The sequence below is a fragment of the Serinicoccus sp. CUA-874 genome (assembly GCF_001942225.1).
Classification (GTDB): Bacteria; Actinomycetota; Actinomycetes; order Actinomycetales; family Dermatophilaceae; genus Ornithinicoccus; species Ornithinicoccus marinus.
The window spans coordinates 13724-30779 of record NZ_MKJZ01000022.1; the positions used below are offsets into that span (position 1 = coordinate 13724).

17 protein-coding genes and 3 pseudogenes are annotated in these 17056 nt (G+C 66.6%); 13 read left to right on the top strand and 7 right to left on the bottom strand.

Going from position 1 to position 17056, the window contains the following annotated elements; all coding sequences use genetic code 11:
* Positions 1 to 164 precede the first annotated feature (164 nt).
* From BJF80_RS06785 to msrB, 3 genes and pseudogenes are all read right to left on the bottom strand, one after another.
* The gene (locus BJF80_RS06785) at positions 165 to 806 is read right to left on the bottom strand and encodes a TetR/AcrR family transcriptional regulator (RefSeq protein ID WP_075812450.1); all 642 of its coding nucleotides are present in this window, start codon (positions 804 to 806) and stop codon (positions 165 to 167) included.
* Between the two features lie 232 nt (positions 807 to 1038).
* A pseudogene (gene msrA, locus BJF80_RS06790) lies at positions 1039 to 1598 on the bottom strand (peptide-methionine (S)-S-oxide reductase MsrA).
* Entirely contained in the window at positions 1595 to 2074 is a 480-nt protein-coding gene (gene msrB, locus BJF80_RS06795) for a peptide-methionine (R)-S-oxide reductase MsrB (RefSeq protein ID WP_006591151.1), read from the bottom strand. Before msrB ends, msrA begins: the two are co-directional and overlap by 4 nt.
* A 235-nt stretch (positions 2075 to 2309) precedes the next feature.
* On the opposite strand from msrB, the gene BJF80_RS06800 reads away from it, so the two are divergent.
* The 6 genes and pseudogenes from BJF80_RS06800 (at position 2310) to cysS (ending at position 6371) form a co-directional block, all read left to right on the top strand.
* Positions 2310 to 2762 (top strand): GNAT family N-acetyltransferase, encoded by a 453-nt coding sequence (locus BJF80_RS06800; protein ID WP_006591150.1) that lies wholly within the window; start codon positions 2310 to 2312, stop codon positions 2760 to 2762.
* Entirely contained in the window at positions 2755 to 3318 is a 564-nt protein-coding gene (locus BJF80_RS06805; protein ID WP_006591149.1) for a carboxymuconolactone decarboxylase family protein, read from the top strand. Before BJF80_RS06800 ends, BJF80_RS06805 begins: the two co-directional genes overlap by 8 nt.
* 25 nt (positions 3319 to 3343) lie before the next feature.
* Positions 3344 to 3937 (top strand): molybdopterin-dependent oxidoreductase, encoded by a 594-nt coding sequence (locus BJF80_RS06810; RefSeq protein ID WP_006591148.1) that lies wholly within the window; start codon positions 3344 to 3346, stop codon positions 3935 to 3937.
* Positions 3934 to 4668, top strand: coding sequence for an FAD-binding oxidoreductase (locus BJF80_RS06815; protein ID WP_006591147.1), 735 nt, complete (start codon positions 3934 to 3936; stop codon positions 4666 to 4668). Before BJF80_RS06810 ends, BJF80_RS06815 begins: the two co-directional genes overlap by 4 nt.
* Positions 4665 to 4922 (top strand): DUF6510 family protein, encoded by a 258-nt coding sequence (locus BJF80_RS21535; protein WP_006591146.1) that lies wholly within the window; start codon positions 4665 to 4667, stop codon positions 4920 to 4922. The genes BJF80_RS06815 and BJF80_RS21535 overlap by 4 nt, the downstream gene beginning before the upstream one ends.
* A 49-nt stretch (positions 4923 to 4971) precedes the next feature.
* Positions 4972 to 6371, top strand: a pseudogene (cysS, locus tag BJF80_RS06825) (cysteine--tRNA ligase).
* Between the two features lie 47 nt (positions 6372 to 6418).
* Here cysS and mshC read toward each other — a convergent pair.
* The 4 genes from mshC to BJF80_RS06850 all read right to left on the bottom strand — a co-directional run bounded on the left by mshC (position 6419) and on the right by BJF80_RS06850 (position 10113).
* Positions 6419 to 7657 (bottom strand): cysteine--1-D-myo-inosityl 2-amino-2-deoxy-alpha-D-glucopyranoside ligase, encoded by a 1239-nt coding sequence (mshC, locus tag BJF80_RS06830; protein WP_006591144.1) that lies wholly within the window; start codon positions 7655 to 7657, stop codon positions 6419 to 6421.
* Between the two features lie 492 nt (positions 7658 to 8149).
* Complete coding sequence (locus tag BJF80_RS06840; protein ID WP_006591142.1) at positions 8150 to 8773, bottom strand: TetR/AcrR family transcriptional regulator; 624 nt, start codon at positions 8771 to 8773, stop codon at positions 8150 to 8152.
* Between the two features lie 39 nt (positions 8774 to 8812).
* Positions 8813 to 9436 carry a DUF1003 domain-containing protein gene (locus tag BJF80_RS06845; protein WP_006591141.1) on the bottom strand — a complete coding sequence of 208 codons (624 nt, stop codon included), beginning with the start codon at positions 9434 to 9436 and terminating at the stop codon, positions 8813 to 8815.
* The gene (locus tag BJF80_RS06850) at positions 9433 to 10113 is read right to left on the bottom strand and encodes an RraA family protein (RefSeq protein ID WP_006591140.1); all 681 of its coding nucleotides are present in this window, start codon (positions 10111 to 10113) and stop codon (positions 9433 to 9435) included. Before BJF80_RS06850 ends, BJF80_RS06845 begins: the two co-directional genes overlap by 4 nt.
* Before the next feature lie 622 nt (positions 10114 to 10735).
* Between BJF80_RS06850 and BJF80_RS06855 the strand changes: the two genes are divergently transcribed.
* The 7 genes and pseudogenes from BJF80_RS06855 (at position 10736) to BJF80_RS06885 (ending at position 17021) form a co-directional block, all read left to right on the top strand.
* Positions 10736 to 11644 carry a helix-turn-helix domain-containing protein gene (locus BJF80_RS06855; protein ID WP_075812452.1) on the top strand — a complete coding sequence of 303 codons (909 nt, stop codon included), beginning with the start codon at positions 10736 to 10738 and terminating at the stop codon, positions 11642 to 11644.
* A 232-nt stretch (positions 11645 to 11876) separates the two neighbouring features.
* Positions 11877 to 12992 (top strand): ArdC-like ssDNA-binding domain-containing protein, encoded by a 1116-nt coding sequence (locus BJF80_RS06860; RefSeq protein WP_075812454.1) that lies wholly within the window; start codon positions 11877 to 11879, stop codon positions 12990 to 12992.
* On the top strand, positions 12992 to 13945 hold the full coding sequence (locus BJF80_RS06865; protein ID WP_187344347.1) for a bifunctional DNA primase/polymerase: 954 nt from the start codon (positions 12992 to 12994) through the stop codon (positions 13943 to 13945). Before BJF80_RS06860 ends, BJF80_RS06865 begins: the two co-directional genes overlap by 1 nt.
* Positions 13945 to 14656, top strand: a pseudogene (locus BJF80_RS06870) (DUF2637 domain-containing protein); the annotation flags it as partial. The gene BJF80_RS06865 and the pseudogene BJF80_RS06870, both read left to right, overlap by 1 nt.
* 32 nt (positions 14657 to 14688) lie before the next feature.
* Complete coding sequence (locus BJF80_RS06875) at positions 14689 to 15081, top strand: hypothetical protein (RefSeq protein WP_075812458.1); 393 nt, start codon at positions 14689 to 14691, stop codon at positions 15079 to 15081.
* Between the two features lie 6 nt (positions 15082 to 15087).
* Positions 15088 to 15999 (top strand): hypothetical protein, encoded by a 912-nt coding sequence (locus BJF80_RS06880; protein WP_075812460.1) that lies wholly within the window; start codon positions 15088 to 15090, stop codon positions 15997 to 15999.
* A complete protein-coding gene (locus BJF80_RS06885; RefSeq protein WP_083673506.1) occupies positions 15996 to 17021 on the top strand; it encodes a ParB N-terminal domain-containing protein in 1026 nt (341 codons plus the stop codon). Before BJF80_RS06880 ends, BJF80_RS06885 begins: the two co-directional genes overlap by 4 nt.
* The last annotated feature ends 35 nt before the right edge of the window (positions 17022 to 17056 follow it).

Here is a 17056-nt window from a genome sequence, read left to right on the forward strand (position 1 = left end):
GAGCGGCGCAAGCGCCATGGGCCTTAAGCCAAAGGGCTGCCGGGAGAGCGCAGCGCCTTCCCTACGCGTTCGACTTGAACGTGTTCTGGACCCTCAAGTCCACAGATTCTAGGAGCCGGGCGAATCTCAGGGTCGCTGCGCTGGCCGAGCGGGGTGGGGCGCAGTCACGCAGAGTTGCTCTCCGTCGAGTACGCCCGCACCTGTGCGATGGCCATGTCGAGGACCACCCGCATGGGACGGACGTCTCGGGCCGTCTTAGCGAGTAGGTAACCTCCTTGGAGAGCAGCCAACAGCCCAGTGGCCAACGCGTGCGCCTCGGCGCTCGGGATTAGCACGCCGCGCTTCTTCAGCTCTTCAATCGCATCAGTCAAGAGTTGGAGCCAGGCGTCAAAATGAGCAGCAATGACTTTCCGTGTGTCTTCGTCATGATCAGCGATCTCATTCGCCAGCGCTCCTAGTGGGCACCCATAGGCGCCGTTTCGGAGCGCATTGCGTTCAACTAGCTCATCGCGCCAGAGTTCGAGTCCGCGCAGCGACTCGACCCTCGCAAGGCGACGGCGCTGCTGTGACAGCAGTGCCTCTGCACGTGCCTCAATGACTTCTTTCACCAGTGCGTCCTTCTCAGCGAAGTGCTGATAGAGCTGCGACTTCGACGTCCCACTCGATGCACGGACGTCGGCCAGAGTCGTCGAGGCAACGCCGCGCTCGTACATCAACTGATCGGCTGCCTCGATAATCCGTGCCTTCGTTGCGGCGCCGCGCGCCGTCAAGCGGCGCGGGCGGGGGCCGCTGGCGCTGTCAGTCATACCCCAAGGCTAATCGCCTCGGGTTGGGCGGTCTCTCGCCCGCACTCAGGTGCCAACGACCATCGGCGTGGACCACCCTTGCGAGCAGCCGACGAGAGCCTCATGTCGTACTTCAGGATCGGGGCCCTCGCGGTTGGGCATGGCTGTGCAGTCGTCAACCGTCACCGGACCCTTCGGGGGCGGCGAGGCGGATCTCGACCCCAGATGCCCGGGCCCAAACCTCAGAACCTTGCTATGTTGCCACGCTGGGCGAACTCCGCTCCGGTAGTACCCAGCCGTCGCGGGGGAAGTGGCACGTGTAGCCGTTCGGATACTTCTCCAGGTAGTCCTGGTGCTCGGGCTCCGCCTCCCAGAACGGACCGACCGGCTCGATACTGGTAACTGCCTTACCCGGCCACAGACCCGATGCGTTCACATCCGCGATCGTGTCGCGGGCGATCCGCTCCTGCTCCGGCGTCACCGGGAAGATCGCGGAGCGGTAACTCGTCCCTCGGTCGTTCCCCTGACGGTTCAGCGTCGAGGGATCGTGGATCTGGAAGAACAGCGCCAGGATGTCCCGATAGCTCGTCTTCGAAGGGTCGAAGACGACCTCGATCGCCTCCGCATGGCCTGGGTGGTCGCGGTACGTCGGTGTTCGTTCTGCCCACCCGTGTACCCGACGCGGGTTCCTAAGATGCCCGGCTGGCGACGGATTAGGTCCTGCATGCCCCAGAAGCACCCGCCAGCCAGAACGGCTGTCTCCGCTCCCGAGACCTGCGCGATCGCTCCGCTGTCGTTGGTCCCGCTGGTCATGCGGTGGCTCCCTTCGTAGAGTCCTGGTCGGTGTCGAACAGTGCACTGAACTGGCCGTAGCCCTCCTCGACGAGCTTGGAGGCAGGAACGAAGCGCATCGCGGCCGAGTTCATGCAGTACCTCTGGCCCCCGGCGGCGGCGGGTCCGTCGTGGAATAGGTGCCCGAGATGGCTGTCGGCGCCCGCCGAGCGCACCTCGGTGCGGATCATGCCGTGCGTCCGGTCCGCCTTGGTCGTGACAGCGTCGGCGGCGATGGGCGCCGTGAAGCTCGGCCATCCCGTGCCGCTGTCGTACTTGTCGGTGGACGAGAACAGCGGCTGACCCGAGACGATGTCGACGTAGATGCCAGGCTCGTGATTGTCCCAGTACTCGTTCCGATAGGCCGGCTCTGTGCCGTCCTGCTGCGTCACCCGATGCTGCTCGTCGCTCAGGCGGCTGAGCAACTCAGGGGTCCTGCGGTAGTCGTTGGTGGTCACTTTGGCTCCTCCTAGCAGGTGACGCGCGGCCGCGCCATCACGTGCTGTAACGGACCGGGCGGTCCAACTATTCCACATGTCCTGCGTTAGAGTCGAGGCCAGACGATGCGTCGCCCCCGAGGCGGGGCGGCTGGTCTCGCGACGACCGACAAGACCGATGTCACGCGGCTGCTAGGGTCAAACCAAGACTCCTCGGCGATGCAGGTCCGGCGACAGAGGTTGGAGAGGAAACGGCATGAACGAACCCGAGGACCTGGGTCAGGTGACAGGAAGTATGGACCCACAGGACCAGAATCAGGCTGGTGGCGCCTTCACGGACACAGGCGCACGGCATGACGAGCCCGATGCCAGGTCGACGAACCTCGAGGACGGCACGTCGTTCTCGATCGCAGTGGATGCTCAGGCCAGCGCCTTCGTCGCAACCAAGGATGGCGTCGAATTCGGAGCCGTCCCGTTCGCGGACAAGAACGGCAGAGTGACGCTGTTGGCGACCTCGATCCTGCCGGACTACCGAGGACAGGGCTTGGCGACCGAACTCACCCGCAGGGTGCTGGACAGCATCCGCGCGGAGGGCAAGAGCGCGACCGTGAGGTGCCCCGTGTTCCGGTCCTTCATCGAGCGCAACCCCGAGTACGCCGCCATGGTGGACATTCCGGGCACTGGACGGGACGGTCGCGACGATGCCTGAGCCCGGCACCGAAGACCCGAAACCGGTACTCGGGAGTCTCCGGTTCGAGAACACTCGCTTCGACCCAGACATCACCCCGTTCCACGAACTTGCCAAGGACATGGCCGCACAGTTCGGGTACGCCGCAGAGCTGTCGGCGGACCGTGTCCTGCTACAACTCCTTCGTCTGCGCGTCGCACAGCTCAACCCCTGCTCCTACTGCCTGATTCTCCACGCCGAGGTGGCGGCCAGGATCGGGATCCGGTCCGAGCAGACCGCACACCTGGCGTCGTGGCGCGAGAGCGCCATGTACTCGCCCGGGCAGAGAGTCGCGCTCGCCTACTGCGAAGGTCTCACCTTGTTCCGTCACGAGGAGATTCCGGCCCTGCACAAAGAACTGCGGCTCCACTTCACGGAGCGCGAAGTCGCCGAGATCGCCGCGGTCGTCATCAACATGAACGTGTGGACCCGCCTAAAGCTGGCTCAGGGTGCCACTCCGAGCCTGGCGTCGTCCGGAACACCTACCCAACATCGCTCCCTCGTGAGCGACGCCGACCGTTCGCGCGGGCCACAGTAGAGAGTTCCCGGAGGAAGGGGTAGCCATGACAGTGATCAACAGCGGTTTCGGAGGACGAGGTGGCTCCAGTGACCCGCGACTGCCTCCTGGGCAGACCCACGTCTACGACTGGCCGGTGCTCTCGACGGGACCCACGCCCAATGTCGACGAGAGCCGATGGAGCTTCACGATCACGACCGAGGACCAGGTCGCGCACCGATGGAACTGGAGTGAGCTTCAGGAGGTGGGCGTCGAAGACATCGTCACCGATATCCACTGCGTCACCCACTGGTCGAAGCTGGACATGGCTTGGCGTGGCGTGCCCATAGACCGGCTGTTCGAGGATGTCGAGACCAGTTACGACTATGTGATGGTCCGTAGTTACGGCGGATACACCACCAACCTCCCTCTCGAGGATCTGCTCGATGGTCAGGCATGGGTAGCCACCGAAGCGGAGGGCGAGCCTCTCAGGCCCGAGCACGGAGGTCCTGCTCGACTTCTCGTGCCTCACCTCTACTTCTGGAAGAGCGCGAAGTGGGTTCGCGGGATGGAGATGATGCCCTCGGACGACCCGGGGTTCTGGGAACAGAACGGCTATCACCTCCGTGGCGACCCGTGGCGGGAGGAGCGCTACTGGTGATCACCTCTAACCGAGTCCGGTGGCACCTCGGGCGGGTGATCAGTCGGCAGTTTGAGACCGGCTCGGCCGTGCGTCTTGAACTGGCTGTGCCGACCTGGCCTGGAAACGACGCCGGAGCTCATCTCGACATCCGGCTCACGGCACCGGGCGGGTACCAGGCGTCCCGGTCTTACTCGCTGGCGTCTTCGGGTGAGTCGACACGGGTCGTGCTGGTGGTCCAGGAGCTACCCGGGGGCGAGGTGTCGCCGTTTCTTGTGCGTCAGCTCGCGGAAGGTGAAGAAGTCGAGGTACAAGGACCGCTCGGACGCTTCTTCGTCTGGATCCCCGCTGAGCCCGAGCAGTCACCGGTTCAGCTCATCGCGGGCGGCTCAGGGGTTGTGCCCTTGTTCTCGATGGCCTCGGCGCGTGAACGTGAGTTGAAAGGTGCTGAGTTTCGGCTGCTGTACTCGGTCCGCAGTCCGCGCGATGAGTTCTTCGCTGACGAACTGGCAGAGCTCTCACGAACCGTCGTCGAGATTGTCTACACGCGCGAGTCAGCACCTGGAGCGGGCCGGCCACCTGGACGGCTGACGCGTGAGGCGCTCGCAGCGTCGACCTTTCCCGCGTCGCTGTCGCCACGCATCTTCGTCTGCGGACCGACATCGTTCGTTGAGGCCGTCGCCGGTTGGCTTGTCGAACTGGGCCACGACCCCACGCAGATTCGTACGGAACGATTTGGAGGCAGTCGATGACTCACGTCGACGGAAACGCCCTCGCGGGTGCGTTCGCGACTGCTCTCGGTATCGAGATCACTGTGACGGTCGGCAGGTGCCGGGGCTGCGGCAGCTCTTTCAACCTCGCCTGCGCGCATGTCTTCATCACGGCCATGGGTGCAGTCATGCGATGCGGCCATTGTCAGGCGGTCCTGGGCGTCATCGTCCGCGGTTTCCGAGAGACGCTAGTGAACCTCTCGGGCCTGGACTACATCAGGGTGCCCCGCCTATGACTGGTCCGCTCGTCGCGATCGCGGCTTCTACCAGGCAGGAGGCTGCGGACTGATGCTTCGCATCTACGACAGTGCTGTCCGGGAGCTACGTAGCTTCGTCCCGCTAACCCCAGGACGAGTCTCCATCTATGTGTGCGGGCCGACCGTGCAGTCCGCGCCGCACATCGGGCACCTTCGTAGCGCCCTCGTCTACGATCTCTGGCGACGCTGGCTCACCCACCGCGGCTACGCGGTCACCCTCGTTCGCAACGTCACCGACGTCGACGACAAGGTTCTGGACCTAGCAACCGAGACTGAACCATGGTGGGCACGCGCCTACCGTGTCGAGACGGAGTTCGCGCGCTCGTACACCGCGTTGGGTGTTCTCCCGCCAACCCATGAACCCCGAACCTCCGGTCACATCCCGCAAGCACTGACCCTGATCGAACGACTCCTTCGCCGCGGACACGCCTACGTCGCCGGCGACGGCTCCGGCGACGTCTACTTCGATGTCAGCAGCTGGCAGGCATACGGCACGCTCACCCGGCAGACCCCCGACGCGTGGTGGACCCTGACGAAGGGCCTGGCGGGGCAAAGACCGATCCCCGCGACTTCGCGCTTTGGAAGGGAGCCAAGCCCAGCGACCCAGCATCCGCTCGTTGGCGCTCACCATGGGGAACCGGCAGGCCGGGATGGCACATACAGTGCTCGGCGATGTCCAGGCACTACCTCGGCCGTGCATTCGACATCCACGGAGGTGGCCTCGACCTGCGGTTCCCGCACCATGAGAACGAGCTTGCCCAGTCCACCGCAGCAGGCGAGGAGTTCGCCAAGTACTGGGTGCACAACGGCCTCGTCACCGTCGGCGGTCAGAAGATGGCCAAGTCGCTAGACAACTCTCTGTATGCCGACGAACTCCTCCGCCGCGTCGGCCCGGCGACCCTGCGTTACTACCTGCTCAGCGCGCACTACCGCAGCGCCTTGGACTATCACCAGGAAGCCCTCGCGCACACCGAAGCTGCGGTCACGAGAATCGCGACCTTCCAGCGCCGCGCACGAACACAGCTCGCGAACACAGCATCCGACGTCCCGAAGCCGCCCATTGCCTTTGCGGCCGCGCTCGACGACGATCTGAATGTTCCAGCGGCGCTCGCGGTATTACACGACCACGTGCGCGCGGGCAACATCGCTCTGGATAACGGCGATGCAGCTGCCGTCATGTCCGCGTACGAATCGGTGCTCGCGATGACCGAAGTGTTAGGAGCCGAGCCCGGCGGCTTCACGACCGCCCCGCGAGCCGACGTGCAGAGCAGCACGATCTCTACCCTCGTCGAGGTCCTGCTCGCGAATCGCTCTCATGCGCGAGACGCAGGAGACTTCTCCACAGCCGACCGCATCCGGAACGAACTGGCTAGTGCTGGGATCGCCATCCAGGACCACACCTCCGGCACCACCTGGACGCAGGCGTAGCCAGCTCGTGCACGATGGCCGAATATTCCCAGTCCGGGGTGATCCGATCAGAGCAGGAGACCGAGTGAAGCGTCCGCCAGACGTCGAACCGTCATAGAGGCAGAGCTGTCTCGCTTGTCCGCCACAGTGTCGGTACCAAGCGAGGCGTCAACCCACGCCTGCACAATGGTAACCGCGGCCGGAGCGTCCAGGTCGGCGGCTAGTGCCGATAGCACGGCCTGCACGACCGGTGCTGCCGGCGCCCCGCTACCGAGCGCCAGGGCACGCCGCCACTGCTTCAACGTGACGAGTGCGGCAGGGAGTTCGGCGTCTGTCCACTGCCAGCTTGATCGGTAGTGGTGCCGCATGAGGGCGAGGCGGATGGCCACAGGGTCCACTCCTTGCTTTCGCAGAGAGGAGACGAAGACCAGGTTTCCGCGCGACTTCGACATCTTCTGGCCGTCGTAGGCAACCATCCCGGCATGGACGAAGGTCTGCGCGAACCGATGCTGTGGATGAATGACATGACCGAGTCCTGCGGACATCTCGTGGTGCGGGAATGCCAGGTCTCGTCCTCCACCCTGTACGTCGAAGGATGGTCCCAGATATTCCTGGGCGATTGTGGTGCATCCGATGTGCCATCCGGGTCGTCCCGGCCCCCACGGACTGGGCCAGAACGGCTCCCCTGGCCGCTCGCCGCGCCAAACCAGACAGTCGAGCGGATCGCGCTTGCCTTTCCGGTCGGGGTCACCACCACGCTCGGCGAAGTCCTTCAGCATCACGTCGCGGTCGAGTGACGATATACGGCCGAAGGATGGGTCGGCAGACACCTCGAAGTAGAGGTCGATCCCCACTCGGTAGATGGAGCCGCGTTCTTTCAACATCTCGATGCGAGAGATGATCTTGGTGACGGTCTCGGCAACCCCGATGTAATGCGCGGGTGGCAGCACGCGTAAGGCTGTCATGTCCTGCCGGAATCGCTCGATCTCGCGTTGTGCGAGATCACTCCAGGGAATGCCTCGCGCGTGGGCGCGTTCCAGCAGCGGGTCATCGACGTCGGTCACGTTCTGGACATAGATGACATCGCGCCCAGCGTTTCGAAGGGCGCGGTTAAGCAGATCGAAGCCGACGTAGGTGGCCGCATGGCCGAGATGAGTGGAGTCGTACGGTGTGATACCACAGACGTACATCCGCGCGGCGTCGTCCGGCCGCAACGTCACCAACGATCGCTTCTCAGTGTCATAGACCGAGACTGCGGGCCCGTGCACATCCAGGCGTGGAATCTCTAAACGGGGCCATGCCAACATGTCGTGGTCCTCGTAGTCGATGAAGCCACACCAGAGGATTCGGCGTGGATTCCTGATCCTGCTGACAGAGTGTCGCGAGGGGTCATGCGGGCGTCCACCCGCGCAGGAATGCCAGCACCTTGGCTTCGGATACCTCACAGGGCCGTAGGTGCTCTGCTTTGCGAGTGCGGTACACGTTGGCGCTGATCAGGTCTTCGCCTCCTAGCTCTTCGGCCGAGATGCTGATGCTCTGGCCCTGCACTCGCGTGGTCCGGGTCAATCCGTATGAGCGACCTTCGTATGCGACGACGGTCCAGCCTTCAGGAACCCGGTCGACCATTGCCCGCAAGCTGGCCGTGGCCTGACTCGCACCATCATGCTCGGGAGGCATCGAGTGGAGAGAGCTCGAACTGTGAAAGGCCGGGGCAGAACTCCTCCTCACGGCATGGCTCGTGGAATCGTCCGCGGGCTCTGGGACTCGTGCCTCAGAAGGCATGTGCTCTCCTCCGCAGTTCACTCTGCGGCGCTCAGCGCGACGCGGATGGAGTCGAGAGCCATGTCGAGCGCGATTGCCATGCTGCGCTCGTCCCGTGTGGTCTTGACGAGGAGGTACCCGCCTTGGACAGCCGCCATCAGACCGACGGCGAGTTCCTCAGCATCTGCGTCCGGCCGTAGCTCGCCTGAGTCCTGCATGCGCTCCAGTCCGAGACGGAACCAGTGCTGCCAGACGCTGAATCCTCGCTGGAGATTCTCACGCGCAGTCTCAGACCGGCCAGCGATTTCGCTCGCCAGCGACCCCATCGGACAGCCGTGAGCACCTCGCCAACCACGCACTCCTACCACGATCGCATCCCGCCAACGCTCGAAGCCGCGCATCGTGCGCAGGTCGTCGAGGAATGGTGCCTGCTCGCCAAGCACCCGCTCAATCTGGGCCCTCACGACTGCCTCAACCAACTCGGTCTTGTCCGAGAAGTAGTGGTAAACCTGAGACTTGCCCGTTCCACTGGCCTCTATGACATCGTCAACGCTGGTGGCCTCGACGCCCTGCGAGTACATGAGATCGGCGGCTGCCGCGACGATACGCAGGCGAGTGGCCTCGCCCTTGGCGGTCAGCCGTCGCGGCTTCTTCTCACTCACCGTGCTCCCGATCTGGACTGAACCCGCCAGCCTCGGAGGTCACGATGAGTCCTGCGATCGAGTGGCTCCCGTCCGCGGTTTCTCAGCCGTACCGCCACCTCCCGGTACGTCAACGGCACCTGACGACCGGTCGCGTTCCCACTGCTCAAGAACCGAGTTGATGGCATGACTGATCGAGTGCAGATCGGCTTCGGTGTTCTGAGAGATGTGGAACGTCTCGATGTCTCGCGCACGGTCCCGGTCCGACTCCCGTCGCTGAGTGAGCAGAATCAGCGGTCCCTGCAGAGCCGCGACGATCGCCAGAGCCGTTCCTAGATAGTCCAGCATGGCCGTCGGGTGGGGATAAAAGAGCGGCAGGATAGTGTTCACGACAAACCACGCGAGAATCGCCACCACCAGGATTAGCAGGAACGGCCATGAGCCCGCGACGCTCGCCACCCAGGCAGCGGCCTTGTCTCCGGGGCTCGACCGCGCTTCTCTGAACATGCTGAGTTGGTGCCCGCAGTGCGGGCAAGCGAACATCTCGCGGCCAACGCTGTCGTTGGAGTGGTCGCCCGCCTCCGGCTCGGCGTGGTGTCGAGAAGCGCTGCGGGAGCCAGGGCTATCTCCCGTTCCAGCGTCTGGTGATGGTTCTGTCCGCTCGTCGCGTCCCGGCTCGGTCATCGCTCTCGCTCTCCCCGGGCGCTCTCCCCGGCACTGGCGCGTTCCTGCGCGATTTGCTCACGGAAGCGCGCGTCCTCCTGTTTCACCGCTGTCGCACCGAGTAGGACCTCGTCGATCTCCGCGCCGGGGATGATGACCGCCCCCGATCCGTCGGCGAGAACGTAGTCGCCCGGCATGATGCCGACACCATCCAGCACCACGGGAACGTTCGCCTGGTGTGGAGTGATCAGCGCACCGCCAGCCTCGACCGCTTCCCCGGCGCAGTACGCGGTGAACCCGTACGTTCGAAGCTCGGCGTAGTCCCGGAGCCGGCCATCTGTCAGCACCCCGTCGAGCCCGTAGTGGTGAACGCGGCCAAGCTTCGTTCCACCACCGACCGAGACGCCTGGATGGCCGTTGGTCGCGAGCACGAGGACCTTTCCCTCGGCGTCGTCGCCAACCGCCTCACGGATCAGCGATCGGAAATCGTGTACAGCGGGGTCGACGCTGGCAGCGCAACTGGGGAAGAAGGCGATAGTCACGACTGGTCCGAAGAGGACCCTGCCGGGGGTGGGACTCTCCAGCCCCAGGATGTGCGCACGGTGGCGGTGACGACGACCCAGCGCATCGACCACGTCGGCACAACTGATCTGCTCGGCCTGGGCACGCCGATGCTCGGCACCCCAACCGTTGGCCACACGAGGATCTCCACTCACAGCACATCACGATGCCAGAGCCATTTATGTACCGTCAAGTACGATCTTTGATACCAATGGCGTGAGTATGGGTTGGGAATCTCGCAGCCTGCGATGCCCTAGTTAGGTCCAAGACTGAGGTAGAACTCGTTCTATAGTGCGCTAAGTCTCCCGCGCATGACGGTGACATCTCCCGCTCGGGAGCTACGACACGTCTCACCCCCTTCGCCCGCGACTCGACACCGACGCGGCGACCGCGAACTCAGCCACAGGCGGTCAATTGTACTATCTGCTACATTTTTTACCGTGATGCCCGGTGGGAGACCACACACGCGGCAGAAGCCGTGGCAGGCCCTTGGGCGGGGATCCAAGCACCATTGCTGCCGGAGGAGAGGACCAAGAACGCCGACTATGACCACCCCGACTTCACCATGGCGCGACCGGTCGGCCAGTGGGCTGCTCGCCGCGACGCGCTGGGGTAGGGCTGCCCGACCCCCCCTCTGGGGGTCAGCCCCGTGACGTCTCTGGTTCCTAGACCTCGTGGCGCCCCACCAGCGACCGCAATGAGAGGCTGCGCGCCATGACCCGGCCCACGCCTGGTGCGGGTCGGCCGTAGCAGGCATGTATGCCTTCGGCGCGCCTTCAACCAATCATTGCTCGCACTTGCAGCATCCGTGTGCCTATCGCGCCCGTGGCGCATGACTGCGTCAAGCTGATCTTCGTCCGCGCAGGATCTGCGATCGTGCTCAGCGAGTTTGGTGAGAAGCCCGTCTGCGCCGGTGACGTCGTGGCCCTGGGTGCCAACACCCTGTGTGGTGGCGAACCCGAAGATCTTGTCACCGTCACCACGCTCTACCTGGACCGAGACTACGTCGTCGACCAGGTCTTCTGGCAGCATGCCGAGCTGCTTGCAGACCGGCTCGATGCCCATGACTTCGCCGACGAGATCTACTCCGAGTCGGCCCAGATACTCCGCCTCGGAGAGAACCGCACTCGGATGTTCACGCCACTCCTGGACGAGCTGGTCGCGCTCAGTGTTGACGGACCGTGCACCAAGAGGTTCTACCGGACGCAGGCCCTGCTCTTTGCCGTGCTCGATGTCGTGAGCCCGTATGTGAAGACCTCGCCCGTATCACGAACCACGACCCAGAAGAGGACGGGTCGTCCTGGCACACCACGTTACCGGCGGTTCGCGCCCCTGCGGGCCGAGGCTCGCGAAGCGCTCGACCTGCTTCGCAATGCACCGGCCGAGGACTGGACACTCGGTCGACTCGCCGCCGGAGTACATCTATCGCCCTCACAGCTCGGGCGGATCTTCGTGGACGCTTACGGCAAGACCCCCATGACGTACCTCACTACTGTCCGAGCCGAGCATCTGGCTCGGCTGCTGCGTGAGACTGACCTGTCTATTGAGGCAGCGATGCGCGAAGTGGGGTGGCGCAGTCGCGGTCATGCCGCGCGGATGTTTCGCCACGCCGTAGGTGTCACACCAACTCGCTATCGGCTGATGATCCGGCAGAGAGCGGCCGCCTGATCCTGAAGGTACACATCGCAGCGTCGACGGTACGGATCTCCGCATCCTTCCCGCCTGCTGGCAGGGAACGCGCCAAGGGCTAGTAGTGGTGGGGACTCGCCGGGTTCACCGCCGTGCCTGACGGTCACATGGCTTGTTTCGTTGTCCGTCTGCCGTTGCTGGTTTTCGCGGCGTACCTGATGGTCACCGAGCCTGGTCGGCCCGGTGCTCAGGGTATCGGGAGGACACGCCGATGGCGAAGACACGAGAGCAAGCGCAAGCCGCAAGAGAGGCCAAGCTCGACGAGCTGCACGAGAGCCTGACCGGCGCGGTCGAAGAACTGGTGTCCGGGCCGGATTGGGCGCGCGCGTTGACGTTCGCGGCCCGGTTCCGATCGAGGAGCTTCAACAACACCCTGCTGATCTGGGTCGCCCACGCGGAAGCATACGAGCAGGGCCGGGTGCCGGAGCCGTTCCCCTCGTACGTGGCCGGCTACAAGCAGTGGCAGGCCCTCGGACGGCAGGTGGAGAAGGGCCAGCCGGGCTACCAGATTCTCGCGCCGGTGACGGGCAGGTTCGCCTCGGCTACACCGCAGGATGCGGAGTCTTGGCGCCGGCTCGGTAAGGGTGAGAAGCCGCGTGCCGGTGAGGTGGTGCGTTCCAAGATGGTCGGCGTCCGACCTACATATGTGTGGGACGCGAGCCAGACCGCCGGTGACCCGATCCCCGAACCCCCGGCACCGCGGGTGCTGGAAGGCGAAGTGCCCGCCGGGTTGTGGGGCGGTCTGGCGGCGCAGGTCGAGGCGGCCGGGTTCGCGGTGCTGCGGGTACCGCACGAGGGCATGATCCACGGCGCGAACGGGATGACCGACTACACCGCGAACACCGTGGCGGTGCGGGAGAACATGGATCCCGCCGCGCAGGTCAAGACCCTCGCCCACGAACTCGGCCACGTCCTCCTCCACGGCCCCGACGCCGAGGATGTCCGTCAGCATCGCGGCATCGGCGAGGTCGAAGCCGAGTCCGTGGCGTTGATGGTCGGTGCCGCCCACGGAATGGACACCTCCGGGTACACGATCCCGTACGTGTCGACCTGGGCGACACGGGTCGATGGCACGGAGCCGGTGGAGGTGGTCAAGGCCACCGGGGAACGGGTCCGCAAGACCGCCCTGGCGATCCTGGACCAGCTCGACACCGCGCAAGTCGGTGACGGTACCCCGCCCGGTTTGGACCGGGCGGCGGCCCACCGCGAGACACCCGCGCACGTACCACCGGCACCGGAGCCGGTGCCGTCGCGGCAGGTGGCGTCGCTGCCCGAACCAGGTGCACGCCCCGTCCCGGTGCCGGCGCTCGAGGGGCGGGGACTGTGATGGCCGAGCACGGCGCGGTCTCCTCAGTGCTGCTGCGGATGAGCGGAGCGTGGCCGTTGTCGGCGGCCGCGCGGGAGTTCGCGTCGGCGGGGGTGCCGGTCTTCCCCTGTGTGGCGTATGGGAAGCGGCCGGCCACCGGACACGGGTTCCACGACGCCACCACGGACCTCGATCAGGTGCAGGCGTGGTGGCGGCAGTCGCCGGGCGCGAACATCGGTGTCCCGACCGGCGCCGCCTCCGAGGTCGTCGTGGTGGATCTGGATGTGCACGGCCCGGTCGACGGCCGGACCAGTTTCGACCGCGCCATGCGCGCCGGCCTGGTGGACGGGTGGGAGCTGCTGGTCCGCACCCCCACCGGTGGACTGCATGCCTACTACCCGGCGACACCCGGGACGGAGCAGCGGTCGTGGCAGGCCGGGCGGGCCGGGATCGACTTCCGCGGCGACGGCGGCTACATCATCGTCCCGCCCTCGACCCGCTCGATCCAGGGCACCACGGTCGGCTACCAGGTCGAGACGATCAACACCCGCCCCGCCGGCCTGCTGGACTCAAACGCGCTGCGGGACTTCCTCGACCCCCGCCCCGCACCTCGTCCACGGCCCGAGACCTGGCAGCCGGCGGGCCGGGACGATGCGCAGCGGCTGGCGGCGTGGCTGGACCGGCAGGACACCGACCGCAACCTGAAGCTGTTCTGGGCGTCCTGCCGTCTCGCCGAAGGCGGGGTCCCGCTCAACGATGCCCTCGACGCCGTGCTCACGGCAGCGAAGTCGGACTTCGGGCCACGAGAGATCACCGCCACGGTCCGGTCCGCCTACCGCACCGTCCGCGGCGAACCTGCCCGACACGGCCCATCGTCGCCGCCGGTACGCGGTGCGTCGCCGCAGGTCGCGGACGGCTGGTTCCGTCGCGACGCAAGCGCCGCAACGGGGACATCGAGGGTGCGGGGGCTGTGATGACCACCCCGGCCGCGAGCAGCACGGTCGCGAGCAGGACGGCGGGTCGCCGATGGGCGGTGATGACGGCGGTGTCGGGGACGGTGTTCATCGCCGCCGGCGCGTTCTGGCTGTCCTTCACCGCGCTGGCAGACCTCGCGGCCCGAAGCGGCATCGGTACAGAGCAGGCGTGGGCGTGGCCGCTGATCGTGGACGGCATCATCGTCGTCGCCACCGTCGCCGTCGTCGCCCTCGCCGGCCAGAAGTCGGCCTGGTATCCCTGGGCGCTGCTGATCGGCGGCGCCGCGGTGTCGGTGACCGCCAACGCGATCCACGCCGTGGTCGCCGCCGACGCCGACGTACCTGGCGTACTCGCTGCGAGTGTGGCGGCGGTGCCGCCGGTGGTGCTGGCAATCACCCACCTGACCGTCATCCTCACCCGCCCCACACCCGACACCGCCAGCCTGATGACCCCGCCAGTCTCGCGGCGCCCGAACCCGCGGTCCTCGACGCGCCGACGCAGCCACGCCGTGTGGAGCTGACCGTGCCACCCCGCCCAGATGACCCGCGCCCGGAATGCAGGCGCCCACAAGTGACACGCCAACCGCCGCAACGGAGCGAAGGAGCCAGGCGGCCGAGCTGCGGCGGCGGGGCTGGTCGAACAAGCGCATCGCCCGCGAACTCGGCGTGCACCCCTCCACGGTCGGGCGCTGGTTCGCCGGTGCGCACCTTTCTGACAGCAACGATGGTGAGGAGGCGACCCGATGAACGGGAACCCACACGAACAACACGAGCGGCGACGGCCGATCCCTGAGCCCGAGCGCGAACGGGAGCTGGCCGAATCGACCGGCACGCCGGACGCGGTGGGAGCCGCGCACATTCGCCGCGACGACCAGGAGCACACGCCCGCTGGAAGGCGGGCGCGGGGTGTGGAGTGGGTGCGACCCACCGACCTGATCGCCCGGCACGGGGCGACGCTGTCGGGGCGGGGTATCGACTTCGAGGCCGAGCTGGCCCGCCGCGCCCGCGCCCCGATCGCGAACCGGCTGCAGGACCTCACAGACCGGGCGCGACGGTTGCCCCCGTTGTCCGCCTTCGGCCGCAGCGGCAACGCGTCGTCGGGGCCGGTACGCGCTGGTGTCGGAATGAACAGGTGACCGGCCATGACCACCACAACAGACCACGACGAGGCCGGCGAGGGCTTCACGACCAGTGAGGGCCTGCGTGCGCTGCTGAACCGGCTGCATGAGGCGGGCGAGGGCGCGTGGGCGTCCGATCCGTCCGCGCGGGAGCTGATGGCCTACGCCGCGGAGAAGTACACCCCGCTGGCGCGCAAGCACGGCCTCGATCCGTGGGAGGCCGCATCTGCGGCGTTCGACGCGATGCAGTACGCCTCCACCCGGCGCGCGGACGATCCGTGGGCGATGGTCACCCACGGGGTGCGGATCACCTGCATCTTCGAGGAACGCGCCCAAGGACTGCTCTGCTCGGTCCACCAAGCCCGCCGCCCGCACGTGTCCGCGTTCCACGACCCGGAGCGGTTCGCCGACCGGGACAACCCGCTCACCGACTACCACCCCGCCTTCCACGTCACCGACCCCACCTCGGCGGACACCGAGACCGACGCCCGCACCGATGCGGACGACAACGGCAGTTCCGGCGGCGGGTCGGATCGGGCGTGCATGTCCGCGGGATCGGCGGCCGAGGACGCCATCGCCTTGCTGTGCCTGCTGGGCTGGGCGCCGGAGACCGCGCGGGCCTCGGTCGAGCACGTGTGCGGGGCGCTGATGCGGGCCGGCACCCGGCAGTCCGCGTATGAGGGGCTGCGGCGGGGCCGGCACGCCCGCGTCCTACTGGACCTGCCCGGCCGATCCTGGACCGTGCTGCTGCGAGCGCTGCTCGGCAGCCCACACCCCGCCTACGCCGCCACGAACGCCGGGAAGGGGGTGCTGCTGCGGCTGCTGATCGGCGAGACGCTACCGGTGCTGCTACGCGACGACGACCTGGTGCTCTCCCTGTCCCTCGCCGCCCCCACCCACCGTGACCGTGATCGTGGCGGGGGTGATGTGCTGTGAGTGAGGTGCAGGCCGGCGGAGTCCAGCTCGACCGGGTGGTGGACTCCATCATCGTCGGGACACGGCACCGCGCCGACCTGGGCGACATCGACGCCCTGGCCGCCTCCATCGAACGCGAGGGCCTGCTGCAACCGCTGACGGTCACCATCGACCGAGTGCTGGTATGCGGGGCGCGGCGGTTGGCGGCGATCAAGAAACTCCGCTGGCGCACCGTCAGCGTCTGGGTTCGCTCGGGCCTGTCGGATCGTCTCGGGCAGTTGCTGGGCGAGCAAGACGACAACATGCTGCACAAGCCGCTGACCCAGCTCGAAGCCGCCGCCCTGTACCGGGAACTGAAACAGGAGATGGCCGAAGACGCCGCCCGGCGGCAGGCCGCGACCCGCTTTACCAGCGACCACCAGCCCGGAAGCGACGGTGGTGGACAATGTCCACCACCGTCAACCGGGCAACTTGGCAAGACCCGCGAGCAGGCCGCCTCCATGATCGGCGGCGGCGCCTCCTACAAGACCTTCGAGCGGATCGGCTACCTAGAACGCATCGCCGCCGACCCCGCCCAACCCGAACCCCTGCGCGCGCAAGCTGCCGCGGCGTTGGAGCAGATCGAGGCCGGCGCACCAGTGCACCCGATCTTCCAAGCCGTCCGCGATGCCGCGACCATCGCGCAGGACGTTCGGGAGGCCGACCTGCACCAGATGGCCGACGAGGCCGTCGCCCGCGCCACCGCCGCCAAGAAGCAGAAAGACAAGACGTCGGCGCCGCGTCCGGTGCCGCTGACCGATGTGGATGGGGAGCCGGTGCGGTATCCGGTGCGGGCGTTCATCCACACCTGGGGCGAGCTGACCCAGTGGTGGACCCACTACGACCCAGACCAGCTCGCCACCGAGCTGACCGACGAGCAGATCGAAGCCTTCCTCGACACCGCCGAAGGCACGAGCCGGTTCGCCGACGAGCTGCGCGCCGCCCGCGACCGCGAACCGGCCGACGACGCGCCCTCGGGCCGGGGGCACCTGCGCGCCCTCTGACCGACCCGTTCTGAGTGCGAGGGAAGGACCAGCGC

Bases quoted from the DNA above. Each gene is read 5' to 3' on its own strand.
- BJF80_RS06805 (WP_006591149.1), top strand. From the start codon at position 2,755: ATGCCTGAGCCCGGCACCGAAGACCCGAAACCGGTACTCGGGAGTCTC.
- BJF80_RS06855 (WP_075812452.1), top strand. From the start codon at position 10,736: ATGCCTTCGGCGCGCCTTCAACCAATCATTGCTCGCACTTGCAGCATC.
- BJF80_RS06860 (WP_075812454.1), top strand. From the start codon at position 11,877: ATGGCGAAGACACGAGAGCAAGCGCAAGCCGCAAGAGAGGCCAAGCTC.
- BJF80_RS06810 (WP_006591148.1), top strand. From the start codon at position 3,344: ATGACAGTGATCAACAGCGGTTTCGGAGGACGAGGTGGCTCCAGTGAC.
- BJF80_RS06880 (WP_075812460.1), top strand. From the start codon at position 15,088: ATGACCACCACAACAGACCACGACGAGGCCGGCGAGGGCTTCACGACC.
- mshC (WP_006591144.1), bottom strand. From the start codon at position 7,657: ATGTTGGCATGGCCCCGTTTAGAGATTCCACGCCTGGATGTGCACGGG.
- BJF80_RS06845 (WP_006591141.1), bottom strand. From the start codon at position 9,436: ATGACCGAGCCGGGACGCGACGAGCGGACAGAACCATCACCAGACGCT.
- BJF80_RS21535 (WP_006591146.1), top strand. From the start codon at position 4,665: ATGACTCACGTCGACGGAAACGCCCTCGCGGGTGCGTTCGCGACTGCT.
- BJF80_RS06785 (WP_075812450.1), bottom strand. From the start codon at position 806: ATGACTGACAGCGCCAGCGGCCCCCGCCCGCGCCGCTTGACGGCGCGC.
- BJF80_RS06865 (WP_187344347.1), top strand. From the start codon at position 12,992: ATGGCCGAGCACGGCGCGGTCTCCTCAGTGCTGCTGCGGATGAGCGGA.
- BJF80_RS06875 (WP_075812458.1), top strand. From the start codon at position 14,689: ATGAACGGGAACCCACACGAACAACACGAGCGGCGACGGCCGATCCCT.
- BJF80_RS06800 (WP_006591150.1), top strand. From the start codon at position 2,310: ATGAACGAACCCGAGGACCTGGGTCAGGTGACAGGAAGTATGGACCCA.